Genomic DNA, 15,722 nt, shown 5'->3' on the forward strand with positions numbered 1-15,722 from the left:
ATGGACAAGGCAGCCAACTCCCTTTCGCCGGGCCGGGGGTCACCCGAAAACTTAGGTAAGGCTAACCTTGTGCGCTTTTCGTAGGCAAGGCTAACCTAACCGGCGGTGGTGAAGCCGACAACGAAAGAGTTGAGCGTGCAGGAGCAGCAGACGAGCCTCGGCGAAACGGCGGCCCGGCGACGCGAACTGATGCGGCGGATGATGGCGGAGAGGGGCCTCGGCCCGGGCGCCGCCCGGCTCGCCCCGCGAGGACACGACGGGCCCGCGCCCCTGTCCCACGCGCAGCAGAGCATGTGGCTGCACCACCGGACGTTCCCGGACAGCGCCGCCTACAACGTGTGCCTCCTCGTCCGCATGGACGGGCCCCTCGACACCGGCGCCCTGGAGCGGGCGCTCCGCGCCCTGATCCGCCGCCACGCGATCCTCCGCACGGTCTACCGCGACGCCCCGGACGCAGCCGCACGCCCCGGAGGCCCGGAAGCGTCCGACGGCCTCGGCGCCGTGCAGGTCGTGACGGACGACGACGCGCTCGGCCTCGCGCCCGTCGAGTGCGCCGACGCGGACGCGCGGGCGGCGGAGCTGGCGGCGCGGCCGTTCGACCTGCGCGCCGAGCGGCCGATCCGGCTGGAGCTGCTGCGGCTCGGCCCGGACGCGCACGCGCTCGTCCTCGTCGTCCACCACATCGCGTGGGACGGCATGACCTGGGGTTCGCTGTCGCGCGACCTGTCGGCGCTCTACCGCTCCGCCCTCACGGGGGAGCCCGACGGCCTGCCCGCCCTCGACGTCCAGTACGCCGACTTCGCCGAGTGGGAGCAGCGGCGGCCGGTCGCCGAGGACGACCTGGCCTTCTGGCGCGCGCGGCTCGACCCGCCGCCCGCGCCGCTCGACCTGCCCGCCGACCGGCCGCGCGGCGCGACCGCGTCCGAGCGCGGCGGACGCCGCGCCCGGCGGTTCGGCGACGACGTCACCGAGGGGATGCGCAAGCTCGCCGCCGAGGAGAACCTCACCTCGTACATGGTGATGCTGACGGCGTACGCGGCCCTGCTGCACCGGTACACGGGCGCGGACGACGTCGCGATCGGGTCGGCGGTGATGAACCGGGAGCACGCCGAGGTCGAGCGGCTCGTCGGCAACTTCGGCAACACGCTGGTCCTGCGCGCGGACCTGTCGGGCGCGCCGACGTTCCGGGAGGCGCTGCGCCGCGTCGGCCGGACCTGCGCCGACGCGTTCGCGCACCAGGCGGCGCCCTACGACCGGATCGTGCGGGAGCTGCGGCCCGCGCGGGCGGGCGGCCGGTCCCCGTTCTTCGACACGATGCTGCTGTTCCTGGCCCAGGAGATCGGCGAGCTCGACCTGCCGGGCGTGACGACGAGCTGGACGCACGTTCACAACGGCACCACCCACTTCGACCTCTCGCTGGAGGCGTTCGTCCGGCCGCGGGGCATGACGGTCGAGGCGACGTTCCGCCGCGAGCTGTTCGACGACGCGCGCATCGACGCGCTCCTGGCGCACCTGGAGACCCTCCTCGGCGACGCGCTCGCCGACCCCGACCGCCCGCTCGGCGCGCTGGAGCTGATGGACGGCGCCGAACGCGCCGCCATCGACGGCGCCAACGCCACGGACGCCCCCCTCCCGGACACCACGGTCGTCGGGCTGTTCGCCGCGCAGGCGGCGCGGACGCCCGCCGCGACGGCGGTCGAGACCCGGGACGGCGCGCTCACCTACGCCGAGCTGGACCGGCGGTCGGCCGCGCTCGCCGCGGCGCTGCGGGCGCGCGGCGCCGGGCCGGGCACCGTCGTCGCGCTCGCGCTGCCGCGCACGCCCGACCTCGTCGCGGCCCTGCTCGGGGTGCTCAGGGCGGGCGCCGCCTACCTGCCGCTCGACCTGGAGCACCCGCCCGAGCGCCTCGCGTACATGCTCGGCGACGCCCGTCCGGTCTGCGCCGTCGCCGCGCCCGAGACGGCCGGGCTGCTGCCGGACGGTACCGCCGTGTTCGTCCTCGACGGCCCCCTGGAGGACGCCCCGTCCGCCCCGGTGCCCGTCCGCGGCGACGACCTCGCGTACGTCATTTACACGTCGGGGTCGACGGGGCGGCCCAAGGGCGTGGCGGTCCCGCACCGGGCCCTCGCGAACTTCCTCCTCGACACCCGCGACCGGCTGCGCCTGACCCCGGACGACCGGCTCGTCGCCGTCACCACGATCGCGTTCGACATCGCCGCGCTCGAGCTGTACGCGCCGCTCGTCGACGGCGCGACGGTGGTGCTCGCCGACCGCGACGACGTCCGCGACCCGGCCCGGCTCGCCGCCCTGCTGGCGGACGCCACCGTCGTGCAGGGCACGCCGTCCCTGCTCGGCACCCTCGACCCGGCGGCGCTCGCGGGCCTGCGGGTGCTCGTCGGCGGGGAGGCGCTGCCGCCCGCGCTCGCCGAGTCCCTCGCCGGGACGGCCGCGCTCGCCACGAACATGTACGGGCCGACCGAGGCGACGATCTGGGCGACCGCCGCCGACCTGCCCGCGTCCGGCATCGGCCTGCCGTTCCGCAACACCCGCGCGCACGTCCTGGACGCGGGGCTGCGCCCCGTCCCGCCCGGCGTGCCCGGCGAGCTGTACCTCGCGGGCGAGCAGCTCGCCCGCGGCTACGTGAACCGCCCCGACCTGACGGCCGAGCGGTTCGTCGCCGACCCGTTCGGCCCGCCCGGGTCCCGCATGTACCGGACGGGCGACCTGGCGCGCCGCGCCCGCGACGGCTCCCTGGAGTACCTCGGCCGCACCGACGACCAGGTGAAGATCCGCGGGTTCCGGATCGAGCCCGCCGAGGCGCAGGCCGTCCTCGCGGCCCGGCCCGGCGTCGAGCAGGCGGCCGTCACGGTCCGCGAGGACCGGCCGGGCGAGCCCCGCCTCGTCGGCTACTACGTCGGCGACGCGGACCCCGGCGACCTGCGCGCGGCGCTCGCCGCCGCGCTGCCCGACTACATGGCGCCGTCCGCGCTCGTGCCGCTGGCGGAGCTGCCCCGCACGGTGAACGGCAAGCTCGACCGGGCCGCGCTGCCCGCGCCGGACGCGGACGTCTCCGACCGGGGGCCGCGCGACGCCCGCGAGGCCGCGCTGTGCGCCGTCTTCGCCGAACTGCTCGGCCTCGACCGGGTCGGCGTCGACGACGACTTCTTCGCGCTCGGCGGGCACTCGCTGCTGGCCGCCCGCGTCGCCGCGAAGGCCCGCGCCGAGCTGGGCCGGTCGCTGTCCATCGCCGACGTCTTCGAGGCCCCGACGGTCGCGGCGCTCGCGCCGCGGCTCGCGGCCGCCGAGGGCCCGCGCGTCCGCGACGTGGTCCGGCCCGAGACCGTCCCGGCGTCGGCGGCGCAGCGCGGCCTGTGGCTGGAGGAGCGGCTCCGCGGCCCGTCCGCGTCCTACGCGCTGCCGCTCGGCATGCGGCTCACCGGCCCCGTGGACGCCGCCGCGCTCGAAGCCGCGTTCCACGACGTCGTCGACCGCCACGAGGCCCTCCGCACGCTGCTCGTCGAGGACGCCGACGGGCTGCCCGTCCAGCGCGTCCTGCCCGCGGGGACGGCCGCGCCGTTCACCGCCGTGGACGCGCGCGGCGAGACGGCCGCGCGGCGCGCGGAGATCGAGGCGGCCGCGGCGGCGCACGCCTTCGACCTCGGCGCGGACCTCCCCGTCCGCGGCACCCTGGTCCGGACGGGCGACGAGGCGTGGACGCTCGTCCTGCTGCTGCACCACGCCGCGGCCGACGAGTGGTCGTTCACGCCGCTGCTCGCCGACCTCGGCCGCGCCTACGCGGCGCGCGCCGCCGGGGACGTCCCGGACTGGGAGCCGCTGCCGGTGCAGTACGCCGAGTACGCGACCTGGCAGCGCGAGGCCGCCCCGGACACCGCCGACGGGCTCGACGCGTGGGAACGCGCGCTCGCGGGGCTGCCGGAGGAGACCGTCCTGCCGTTCGACCGGCCCCGCCCGGCGGAGCCGAGCCACCGCGGCGGGCTCGTCCCGTTCCGGCTGCCGGCCGCCGGGGCGCGGCGGCTCGCGCGCGAGACCGGCACCAGCGTGTTCATGGTGCTGCACGCCGCCGTCGCCGCGCTGCTGCGGCGGGCGGGCGCGGGCGACGACATCGCGCTCGGCTCGCCCATCGCGGGCCGCGCCGACGACGACCTCGCGGGCCTCGTCGGCGTGTTCGTCAACCCGCTGGTGCTGCGCACCGACCTGTCCGGCGACCCTTCGTTCGCCGAACTGCTGGAGCGGGTCCGCGCCGCCGACCTCGCCGCGTTCTCCCGCGCCGACGTGCCGTTCGAGCGGGTCGTGGAGCGGCTCGCGCCCGAACGGTCGCTGGCCCGCGGCCCGCTGTTCCAGGTGATGATCGTCCACCAGCGGCTGGACGACGTGCGGCTCGCGCTGCCCGGCGTGCGCGCGGAGCCGTTCCTGCCCGAGACCGGCGGCGTCAAGTTCGACCTCGACGTCTACTTCGCGGAGGGCGACGAGGAGGTCGAGGGGTTCGCCGCGTACGCCGCCGACCTGTTCGACGCCGCCACCGTCGAGGGCCTGCTGGGCGACCTCGCCGAGCTGCTCGACCGCGTCACCGCCGACCCGTCCGTCCGGCTGTCGTCGCTCGCCGCGCCCGTCGAGCACCCCGACACCGCCCGCGCGACGCCCGCGACCGCCGCGCGGCTCGTCGAGAAGCGGGCCGCGAGCGACCCCGACGCCGTCGCCGTCGTGTTCGGCGACACCCGCCTCACCTACGCCGAGCTGGACCGCCGCGCCGAGGCCCTCGCCGACCGGCTCGCGGCGGCGGGCGCGGGGCCGGAGCGGACGGTCGCGCTCGCCCTGCCGCGCTCCGCCGAGTTCGCCGTCGCGCTGCTCGCCGTCCTCAAGACCGGGGCCGCGTACCTGCCGATCGACCTCGCGTACCCGCCCGCCCGGATCGACGCGATGCTGGACGCCGTCCGGCCGCTGCTCGTCCTCGGCCGGGACGAGCCGCCCGCCGCCGCGCCGCCGCGCCCCCGCCCGGACGTCCGGCCCGACCACCCCGCCTACGTGATCTTCACGTCGGGGTCGACCGGCGTCCCGAAGGCCGTCGCCGGCACGCAGCGCGCCCTGGCGAACCGCCTCGCGTGGGGCGCCGACCTCACCGAACCGGGCGGCGTCCGCGTCGCCAAGTCCTCGCCCGCGTTCATCGACGGGACCACCGAGCTGCTCGGCGGCCTCGTCGCCGGCGACACCGTCGTCATCGCCGACGACGCCACCGCCGCGGACGCCGTCGCGCTCGCCGCGTTCATCGAGCGGCACGAAGTCCGCACCGTCACGCTCGTCCCGAGCCTGCTCGCCGCGCTCGCCGAGAACGGGCTCCCGGCCTCCGTCACCACCTGGATCAGCAGCGGCGAGGCGCTGCCGCCCGCGCTGGCCGACCGGATCCCGGCGCGGCTCGTCGACCTGTACGGCTGCTCCGAGGCCGCGGGCGACAGCCTGGTCTCCGAAGGCGCCGGGCTGGAGCCGATCGCCAACACCCGCGCGTACGTCCTCGACCCGGCGCTGCGCGAGGCGCCGGTCGGCGAGCTGTACCTCGCGGGGGACGGGCTGGCGCGCGGCTACCTCGGCGACCCGGCCCGCACCGCGGAGCGGTTCGTCGCGAACCCGTTCGGCCCGCCCGGGTCCCGCCTGTACCGCACCGGCGACCGGGTGCGGCGCCGCCGCGACGGCCGCCTGGAGTTCCTCGGCCGCGCCGACGACCAGGTGAAGATCCGCGGGTTCCGGATCGAGCCCGGCGAGGTCGAAGCGGCGCTGGCCGCGCGGCCGGGCGTCCGCCGCGCCGCCGTCGCCGCGCACGGCTCCCGGCTCGTCGGGTACGTCACCGGCGCGCCCGGCGCCGAGCCGGACCCGGACGCGGTCCTCGACGGGCTCCGCGCCGTCCTGCCCGACTACCTCGTCCCCGCCGACCTGGTCGTGCTGGACGAGCTGCCGCTCAACCCCAACGGCAAGACCGACCGGCGGGCGCTGCCCGCGCCGGGCCGCCGCGCCGGGCGCGCGCCCGCCACCGGGACCGAGCGGGTCCTGGCGCGGCTCGCCGCCGCCGTCCTCGACCGTCCCGAGGTCGGCGCCGACGACGACTTCTTCCGCGCCGGCGGCGACAGCATCGGCGCGGCCCTGCTGGTCGCCCGCGCACGCCGCGCCGGCCTGTCGTTCACCGTCCGGGACGTGTTCCGGCTGCGGACCGTCGAGGCCCTCGCGAAGGCCGCCGAGGCCCCGGCCGCCGGACCCGGCGCCGCCGAGGCGGCGGACGGGTCCGGTGAGCTGCCGCTGTCGCCGCTGCAGGAGGGGCTGCTGTTCCACCTGATGCTCGCCGGCGAGGGCCGCGACATCTACGTGCAGCAGGCCGTCGTGACGCTGTCCGGGCCGGTCGACCCGGAGCGGATGGCCGAAGCCGCCCGCACCGTCCTGCGCAAGTTCCCCAACCTGCGGGCCGGGTTCCGGACCGACGGCGACCGCGCCGTCCAGTTCGTCCCCGACGAGTTCGCGACACCGTGGACGCACGCCCGGGTGGCCGGGGAGGACGAGCTGGAGGCGTTCGTCGACGCGCAGCGCGCCGAGCCGTTCGACCCGGCCGCGCCGCCGCTCATCCGGTTCGGCCTCGCGAGCCTCGCCCCTGACGACCACCGGCTGGTGCTGACGTCCGAGCTCATCCTGCTCGACGGCTGGTCCGGCGGCCTGCTGGTCACCTCGCTGCTCGACGCCTACACCGACGCGGCCGCCGAAGCCGCGCGGCCCGTCCCGCCGTTCCGCGCGTTCCTCGACTGGGTGAACGCGCGCGACCGGGACGCCGCCGTGGACGCGTGGCGGCGCGCCCTGTCCGGGTTCGACGAGCCCGCGCTCGCCCGGCCGGGCCTGGTGGACGCCCCCGCCGACCTCGCCGACGCGGGCGAGGTCCGCCGCGACCTGCCCGCCGGGCTCGCCGACCGGCTCGACGCGGTCGCCCGCGACCGCGGCGTCACCCCCGGCACCCTCTACGTGACCGCCTGGGGCCTGGTGCTCATGGCGATGACCGGGCGGGACGACGTCGTGTTCGGCGCCTCGGTGTCCGGCCGCCACCCCGACGTCGACGGCGTCGAGTCGATGGTCGGGCTGCTGTTCAACACCATCCCCGTCCGCGTGCAGGCGGGCCCCGCCGACCCGCTGGCGGACGTCCTCGCACGCGTGCAGGCCGAGCAGTCGGACCTGTTCGACCACTCCTTCGTCGCGCTCGCCGACGTGCAGCGCGCCACCGGCCTCGGCACCCTGTTCGACACGCTGTTCGTCTTCCAGAACTTCCCCGGCATGCCCACCGACCGGGGCTTCGGCCCGTCCGGCGACCTGCGGGTCCGCGGCCGCGAGGTCCGCGACGCCACCCACTACCCGGTGACGATGGTCGTCGAGCCGGACGCGGCCCGGTCCCGCGCGGGACTGCGCGTCATGTACCGGGGCGACGCGTTCACCGAGGCGGAGGCCGAGCGGATCACCGACCGGTACGTCCGGGTCCTGGAGACGCTGGCGGCCGCGCCGGAGACGCCGTGCCACCGGGTCGACCTGCTCGTGCCCGCCGAGCACGACCGGCTGCGCCGCGACCGGGACGCGGCGGTGCGGCCCGTCCCCGAGGTCACGGTCGCCGAACTGCTCGCCGAGCGCGCCGGGCGGCGGCCCGACGCGCCCGCGCTCGTGTCGCAGCCGGACGTCCGGCTCACCTACGGGGAGCTGAACGCCGAGGTCAACCGGCTCGCGCGGCTGCTGCTCGCGCACGGCGCCGGCCCGGAACGGGTCGTCGCGCTCGCGCTGCCGCGCTCCGCGCAGACGGTGGTCGCCCTGTTCGCGGTCCTGCGCACCGGCGCCGCCTACCTGCCGCTCGAACTCGACTACCCCGCCGACCGGCTCGACTACATGCTGGCCGACGCCGGTCCCGCCGTCCTGGTGTCGCACCGCGGCATCGCCGCCGGGCTGGCGCACGCCGGGACCGTCCTCGCGCTGGACGACCCCGCCACCGCCAAGACCCTCGCCGACCTGCCCGGGCACGACCTCGCCCCCGAGGAGACGCCCGGCTTCGCGCCCGGGACGCCCGGCCGGCTCGACCACCCGGCGTACGTCATCTACACCTCCGGCTCCACCGGGCGCCCGAAGGGCGTCGTCACCCCGTACCGGGGCCTGACGAACATGCAGTACAACCACCGCGCCAACATCTTCGAGCCGGTCATGGAGGCGACGGACGGCCGCCCGCTGCGGATCGCGCACACGGTGTCGTTCTCGTTCGACATGTCGTGGGAGGAACTCCTCTGGCTCGTGGAGGGCCACGAGGTGCACGTCTGCGACGAGGACCTGCGCCGCGACGCCGAGGCCCTCACCGACTACCTGCGGCGGCACCGCATCGACGTCATCAACGTGACCCCGACCTACGCGCAGCAGCTCCTCGACGAAGGGCTGCTCGACGGGGAGCACCGGCCGCCGCTCGTCCTGCTCGGCGGCGAGGCCGTCCCCGCGTCCGTCTGGGAGCGGCTCGCCGACGCGGACGGCGTCCTCGGCTACAACCTGTACGGGCCGACCGAGTACACGATCAACACGCTCGGCGGCGGCACCGAGGACAGCGCCACCCCGACCGTCGGCAAGCCCATCTGGAACACGCGCGGATACGTGCTCGACGGCGCGCTGCGCCCCGTCCCGCCGGGCACGCCCGGCGAGCTGTACATCGCGGGGGCCGGTCTGGCCCGCGGCTACCTCGGCCGCCCCGACCTCACCGCCGAGCGGTTCGTCGCCGACCCGTTCGACGCGTCCGGCGGCCGCATGTACCGCACCGGCGACCTGGTCCGGGTCCGCGACGACGGCAACATCGACTTCCTCGGCCGCACCGACGACCAGGTCAAGATCCGCGGCTACCGGGTGGAGCTCGCCGAGGTCGAGGCGGCGCTCGCCGCCGAACCCGGCGTCGGGCAGGCCGCCGTGATCGCCGCCGACACCGACGTGCCCGGCGTCAAGCGGCTCGTCGGCTACGTCGTCCCCGACGGCGCCCGCGACGGCGCCGCCGACGAGCAGCTCGCCGAGTGGCGGCAGATCTACGACGCCGAGTACACCGAGGTCGGGACCGTCGTCCGGACCGAGGAGTTCGCCGGCTGGGACAGCAGCTACGACGGCGCGCCGATCCCGCTCGACGACATGCGCGAGTGGCGCGAGACGACCGTGGCGCGGATCCGCGGGCTGAACCCGCGCCGCGTCCTGGAGATCGGCGTCGGCGCGGGCCTCCTGCTGACCCGCCTCGCCCCGGACGCCGAGGAGTACTGGGGCACCGACTTCTCCGCACCCGTCATCGACAAGCTCCGCGCCGACCTCGGCCCCGACTCCCCGGTCCGGCTGAGCTGCCGCCCCGCGCACGACACCGACGGCCTCCCGGAAGAGCACTTCGACACGATCGTCATCAACTCGGTCGTCCAGTACTTCCCGGGCGCCGGATACCTGGAGGACGTCGTCGCCAAGGCCATGCGGCTGCTCGCGCCCGGGGGAGCGCTGTTCGTCGGCGACGTCCGCGACCTGCGCACCGTCCGCTGCCTGCACGCCGCCGTCCGCCTCGGGCGGGGCGACGCCGACGCCGCCGCGGTCGAGCGCGCCGTCCGGATGGAGAAGGAGCTCCTCCTCGACCCCGCGTTCTTCGCGGCGCTGGACGGCCCCGCCCGCGTCGACGTCCTCACCCGGCGCGGCGTCCGCCACAACGAGCTGACCCGCCACCGCTACGACGCGGTCCTCCGGAAGGCCGGTCCCGGCCTCCCCGCCGCCCCCGAAGCCGCCGTCGTCGACTGGCCCGCGGCGCCCGCGCCGCCCGGCGCGGACGGCGTTCCGGGCGCGGCGGAGGTCGAGGCGCTGCTCGCGGGGACGTCCGGAGCGGTGCGCGTCCGGGGCATCCCGGACCCCCGGCTCTCCGGCGAGGCCGCGGCGCTGCGGGTCCTGCGGGACGGCGGGTCCGCCGACGAGGCGCGGGAGGCGCTGGCCGCGCCGCCCGCCGGGATCGAGCCGGAGGAGTTCCTCGCGCGGTTCCCGGACGCGGTCCTCACACCGTCCGACCGGATCGGACGGTACGACGCCGTGTTCGGCGGCGCGCCCGCGCACCTGCCCGCCGCGCCCGGCCGTCCGCCCGCGTCCTACGCCAACGACCCCCTCGCCGCGCGCGACCTCGGGGTGCTCGCCGCCCGCGTCCGGGAAGGGCTGAAGCGGCGGCTGCCCGGGTACCTCGTGCCGAGCGCGGTCATGACGCTGGACGCGCTGCCGCTCACCGTCAACGGCAAGCTCGACCGCCGCGCCCTGCCCGACCCCGGCCGGGACGGCCCGCGCCGCGCCGGGCGCCCGCCGCGCACGCCCGTCGAGCAGCTGCTGTGCACGCTGTTCGCGGAGGTGCTGGACGCGCCGGGCGCCGGGATCGACGACGACTTCTTCGACCTCGGCGGGCACTCGCTGCTGGCCACCCGCCTCGTCGGCCGGGCCCGCGCGGTGCTGGGCGCCGAACTGGCCGTCCGCGACCTGTTCGAGGCGCCGACGGTCGCCGAACTGGCCGAGCGGGTGCACCGTAACGCGGGCGCCGCCGCCCGGCCCGCCCTCGCGCCGCGCGACCGCGCCGGGCTCGTCCCGGCGTCGTCCGCGCAGAACCGGCTGTGGCTGCTCGACCAGCTGCTCCGCGAGGACGACGGCCCGCGCGACGCCTACCACCTGCCGCTCGGCGTCCGGCTGCGCGGCGACCTGGACCGGGCCGCGCTGGAGGCGGCGCTCGGCGACGTCGTCGAACGGCACGAGGCCCTGCGCACCGTGTTCGTCGAGCACGAGGGCGCCCCGCACCAGCGGATCCTGCCGCCGGAGGAGGCGCGTCCCGTCCTGGAGATCGCGGAGGGCGACCCCGCCGCGTTCATCGCCCGGCCGTTCGACCTCGCCGCCGACATCCCGCTCCGGGTCGCGCTGTTCCCCGAAGGGGAGCGCGAGCACCTGCTGCTCGCGGTGTTCCACCACATCGCGTTCGACGAGTGGTCCTTCGGCCCGTTCGCGCGCGACGTCGCTTCGGCGTACGCCGCCCGGCTCCGCGGGGAGGCGCCCGGCTGGGCGCCGCCGCCCGTCCAGTACGCCGACCACGCCCTGTGGCAGCGGGAGCTGCTCGGCGACCCGCTCGACCCGGGCGGCGTGCACGCCCGGCAGCTCGACCACTGGGCGCGGACGCTCGCGGGCGCCCCGGAGGAGGTCCCGCTGCCGGTCGACCGGGCCCGCCCCGGGACGGTCGGGCAGCGCGGCGCCGTCCTGACCGCGGACCTGCCGCCGGGCCTCACCGGACGGCTCCGCCGCGTCGCGCGCGACGCGGGGGCCAGCATGTTCATGGTCGGCCAGGCCGCCGTGGCGGCGCTGCTGCACCGGGCGGGCGCGGGCGACGACGTCCCGCTCGGGAGCCCGGTCGCGGGCCGCACCGAGGAGGCCGCCGCCGACCTCGTCGGGTTCTTCGTCAACACGCTGGTCCTGCGCGCCGACCTGTCCGGCGCGCCGACGTTCGCCGACCTGCTCGCCCGCGTCCGGGAGGCCGACCTCGCGGCCCTGGCCAACCAGGACCTGCCGTTCGAGGCGCTGGTCGAGGCGCTGCGCCCGCGCCGGGTGCCGGGCCGCAACCCGCTGTTCCAGGTGATGGTCGGCTACGAGAACCAGGGGGTGGGGGACGTCCGGTTCCCGGGCCTCGAGCAGCGCGAGGCGCCGTTCGCGCCGAGCGCGGCGAAGTTCGACCTGGACTTCATCTTCCGCGAGACGCCGGACGGCGGGCTGCGGCTGGTCCTCGACTACTCCGCCGACCTGTTCGACGCCGCGACCGCCGCCGCGCTGGCCGACGGCCTCGTCGCGGTGCTGGAGGCGGTCGCCGCCGACCCGGGCGTCCCGGTCGCCGCGCTGCCCGCGCCCGCCACCGGCCCGGCCGTCCCGGCCACCGCGGGCCCGGCGGGGGACCGGCCGGACGTCCCCGCGCCCGCGCGGACCGCGCGCGCGGCCACGGACCTGCGGGACGCGCTGTGCCGCATCTTCGCCGCCGAGCTGGGCGTCCCGCACGTGGGGCCGGACGACGACTTCTTCGACCTCGGCGGGCACTCGCTGCTCGCCATGCGGCTCGTCCGGCGGATCAGGAGGGAGACCGGGCACGAGACCGTGAAGATCGCCACGCTGATGGCCGCGCCGAGCGTCGCCGCGCTGCTGGAACGTCCGGAACTGGCCGGACGGCGGTGAGAGGGCTCTCAATATCGAACCCGGCCATTGTCAAGTTAGGCGAGCCTAACCTAAGATCTTCCGACGGTAACCCCCTGGAAACGTGGAAGGACACCGGTCCACTATGCGCAACATGATGCGGCGGCTGGCCGTCGCGGGCGCGCTCGTCCTCGGCCTGAGCGCGACGGCCGCGTGCGGCGACGACGAACCCGCCCAGGAGACGTCCGGCGCCGCCGGCGGAGCCTTCCCGGTCACGATCACCCACAAGCTCGGCAAGGCCGTCATCGAGTCCGAGCCGGAGCGGATCGTCACGCTGGGCGAGGTCGACCAGGACACGCTGCTCGCCTTCGGCGTCCAGCCCGTCGGGATGACCGAGCTGACCGGCGTCCAGCAGGACGGCTTCGCCCCGTGGACCGCGCCCAAGCTCACCGGCGAGAAGCCGAAGCTGCTGAAGGCCGGCGAGGCCGGGTTCAACCTCGAGGAGATCGCGGCGCTGCGCCCCGACCTCATCCTCGCCGGCGGCGACTTCTGGATCGACAAGGAGTACGAGAAGCTGTCCCGGCTCGCGCCCACGGTCGCCTACCAGACCGGACCGGCCGAGGACTCCTGGCAGCAGATCACCGTGAACGCCGCCACGGCGATCGGCCGCAAGGCCGAGGGCGAGAAGCTCGTCGCGGACGTCGAGGCGAAGATCGCCGCCGTCAAGTCCGAGCACCCCCCGCTCGCCGGCAAGGGCGTCGCGTTCACCAGCGTCATGCCGTCCGGGAACATCGCCGTGATGAAGTCCCCGGAGGACACCAGCGTCAAGCTGCTGAACCAGTTCGGCATGACGCTGCCCGGGCAGATCTCGGAGCTCTCCGGCGAGGGCTTCGCCGCCGAGCTGAGCATGGAGAAGCTGGCCGTCCTCGACGTCGACGTGCTGGTCGCCCACTACAACGACGACCCCGCGACGCAGAAGAAGTTCGAGGACTCGCAGCTGTTCTCCGGTCTGGACGTCGTCGAGCGCGGCTCCTACGTCCCGATCGACCTCAAGGAGTTCTGGGCGCTGCGGACCCCGACGCCGCTGGCCGTCCCGTACCTCATCGACAACGTCGTCCCCAAGATCGCGGAGGCGGCCGCGAAGGCCGAGTCCGCCTGATGCCGGAGGAGCGTATGCAGATCCCCGTCCATGACGTCGTGGGCGTCGGGTTCGGACCTTCCAACCTCGCGCTCGCGGTGGCGCTGGAGGAGGAGTACGGACCCGGCGCGGACGCCGTGTTCTTCGAACGGCAGGCCGAGTTCGGCTGGCACAAGGGGATGCTCATCGACGGCGCCACCATGCAGGTCCATTTCCTCAAGGACCTGGTGTCGCTGCGCAACCCGTCCAGCCGCTACTCCTTCCTGTCCTACCTGCACGGCAAAGGCCGCCTGGTCGACTTCGTCAACCACAAGACGATGTTCCCGACCCGGGTGGAGTTCCACGACTACCTGGAATGGACGGCCGCCGCGTTCGCCGGCCGGGTCCGCTACCGCTCCGAGGTGGTCGCGCTGAAGCCGCACGACGACGCGACGCTCGCCGTCGTCGTGCGGCGCGACGACGAGCTCGAAACGCATCTCGCGCGCAACGTGGTCATCGGCGCCGGACTCGAGCCCGTCCTGCCGGAGGGGGTGCGGGCGGGCGACCGGATCTGGCACAGCGAGGACCTGCTGACCCGGCTGGCCGGGCGGCCCGGCTGGGACCCGCGGCGCGTCGTCGTGGTCGGCGCCGGGCAGAGCGCCGCCGAGGCCGTGGAGTACCTGCACCGGACGTACCCGGACACCGAGGTGTGCGCGGTGTTCGCCCGGTACGGCTACTCGCCGGCCGACGACAGCTCCTTCGCGAACCGCATTTTCGACCCGGAGGCCGTCGAGCACTACTACGCGGCGCCGGACGAGGTGAAGCGGATGCTGATGGACTACTCCCGCAACACCAACTACTCCGTGGTGGACCTCGACCTCATCGACGAGCTGTACCGCCGCGCCTACGCCGAGAAGGTCGCGGGCGTGCAGCGGCTCCGGATCCTCAACGTCTCGCGCGTCCTGGACGTGCGCGAGGACCCGGACGCCGTCCGGATGCGCGTCGGGTTCCTGCCGACCGGGGAGACCGCCGACCTGGACGCCGACGCGGTCGTGTACGCGACCGGGTACCGCGAGCGCGACCCGGTGGCGCTGCTCGGCGAGGCCGGGCGGCAGTGCGTCACCGGCCCGGACGGCCGCGTCGCGATGGAGCGCGACTACCGCGTCGCCACCGAGCCCGGCTGCCGGTGGAACGTCTACCTGCAGGGCGCGACCGAGCACAGCCACGGCATCGCCTCGTCGCTGCTGTCCATGACGGCGGTGCGCACCGGCGACATCGTCCGCTCGATCGCCCGCCGGTCCGCCCCCGTCGCCCAGGAGGCATGATGTCCAACCCGTTCGACGACGCCGACGGGACGTTCCTCGTCCTGGTCAACGACGAGGGCCAGCACTCGCTGTGGCCCGCGTTCGCCGACGTGCCCGGCGGCTGGACGGTCGCGTCCGGCCCGGCGCCCCGCGCCGCGTGCGTCGAGTATGTCAACGAGAACTGGACGGACCTCCGCCCGCGCAGCCTGCGGTCCTGACCGGGGCGCGGCGGGCGGCCCGCGCCGCCCGCCGCGCCCCGGCGCTCACGCGGCGGGCGAGGACGGCCGCGCGTCGAAGAACTCGCCGATCAGCGCGCTCGCGAACGACGGCCACTCGTGCCCGCCCCGCTGGATCGTGCACAGCGCGACCAGCACCGGGCCCGGCGCGGTCCCGACGCAGCCGTCCGGGGCGTTCCGCAGCGGGTAGGACAGTTCGGACAGGCCCCCGATCCACCGCCAGAACTCCATGAGGAGCTGGACGGGCAGGAACGGGAACTTCACGTCGGCGTCCATGTTCCCGCCGCCGAAATACGGGACGGACGGATCCCACGTGCCGTGGAACGCCAGCACGGAGATCGGCCGGTCGGGCGTGCAGCCAACGGCGAGCGCCCCCGACACGACCGCGACCCCGGCGACCCGCCCGGCGCGCTCGCACGCGTACCGGTACGCCATCCCGCCGCCGTTGGAGAACCCGGTGAGGAACACCCGGCGGCGGTCCGCGACGCCCTCCCGCACGAGCGTGTCGATGAGCCGGTCGAGGAACGCGACGTCGTCGACGCCGGCCCAGCGCGCGAACCAGCAGCAGGCGCCCGCGTTCCAGGTGCCGAGCAGGCCCTCCGGGTACGCGACGGCGTAGCCCCGCGCGTCGGCGACGGCGTCGAGGCCGCTCTGCTCGCGGACGTACCGCGGATCGTTGAGCCCGCCGTGCAGCGCGACGATGAGCGGCAGCGGCTCGCCGTCCTTCCGGTCCGGCGGGAGGTGCAGGAGGTAGGGGCGTTTCCAGTCGCCCATGGCGATGGTGTGCTCGGTCGTTCCGGACGGATCGGTCGTGCCGGACGGCGTCGGGGCCGGCGTCTGGGACGGGGTCGGGGT

Annotated in this window: 5 protein-coding genes; 4 read left to right on the forward strand and 1 reads right to left on the reverse strand. The window is 76.0% G+C overall.

Annotated elements, in window-relative coordinates; translation table 11 throughout:
• Nucleotides 1–135: 135 nt before the first annotated feature.
• The 4 genes from DMH08_RS14390 (at nt 136) to DMH08_RS14405 (ending at nt 14,849) form a co-directional block, all read left to right on the forward strand.
• Nucleotides 136–12,252, forward strand: a complete 12,117-nt coding sequence (locus DMH08_RS14390; protein WP_125614602.1) for a non-ribosomal peptide synthetase — start codon at nt 136–138, stop codon at nt 12,250–12,252.
• 103 nt (nt 12,253–12,355) lie between these two features.
• Nucleotides 12,356–13,369, forward strand: a complete 1,014-nt coding sequence (locus DMH08_RS14395) for an iron-siderophore ABC transporter substrate-binding protein (RefSeq protein ID WP_051301630.1) — start codon at nt 12,356–12,358, stop codon at nt 13,367–13,369.
• Nucleotides 13,369–14,652 (forward strand): lysine N(6)-hydroxylase/L-ornithine N(5)-oxygenase family protein, encoded by a 1,284-nt coding sequence (locus tag DMH08_RS14400; RefSeq protein WP_026406241.1) that lies wholly within the window; start codon nt 13,369–13,371, stop codon nt 14,650–14,652. The genes DMH08_RS14395 and DMH08_RS14400 overlap by 1 nt, the downstream gene beginning before the upstream one ends.
• Nucleotides 14,652–14,849 (forward strand): MbtH family protein, encoded by a 198-nt coding sequence (locus DMH08_RS14405; protein ID WP_026406240.1) that lies wholly within the window; start codon nt 14,652–14,654, stop codon nt 14,847–14,849. Before DMH08_RS14400 ends, DMH08_RS14405 begins: the two co-directional genes overlap by 1 nt.
• A 45-nt stretch (nt 14,850–14,894) precedes the next feature.
• Here the strand turns inward: DMH08_RS14405 and DMH08_RS14410 are convergent.
• Nucleotides 14,895–15,722 (reverse strand): alpha/beta hydrolase family esterase (locus DMH08_RS14410; protein ID WP_233617591.1); only part of this gene is annotated, 828 nt, incomplete at its 5' end.

The sequence above is a fragment of the Actinomadura sp. WAC 06369 genome (assembly GCF_003947565.1).
Classification (GTDB): Bacteria; Actinomycetota; Actinomycetes; order Streptosporangiales; family Streptosporangiaceae; genus Spirillospora; species Spirillospora rifamycini.

What these genes read in the sequence shown, in the direction of transcription:
- DMH08_RS14400 (WP_026406241.1), top strand. Translation starts at nt 13,369, where the DNA reads ATGCCGGAGGAGCGTATGCAGATCCCCGTCCATGACGTCGTGGGCGTC.
- DMH08_RS14405 (WP_026406240.1), top strand. Translation starts at nt 14,652, where the DNA reads ATGTCCAACCCGTTCGACGACGCCGACGGGACGTTCCTCGTCCTGGTC.
- DMH08_RS14395 (WP_051301630.1), top strand. Translation starts at nt 12,356, where the DNA reads ATGCGCAACATGATGCGGCGGCTGGCCGTCGCGGGCGCGCTCGTCCTC.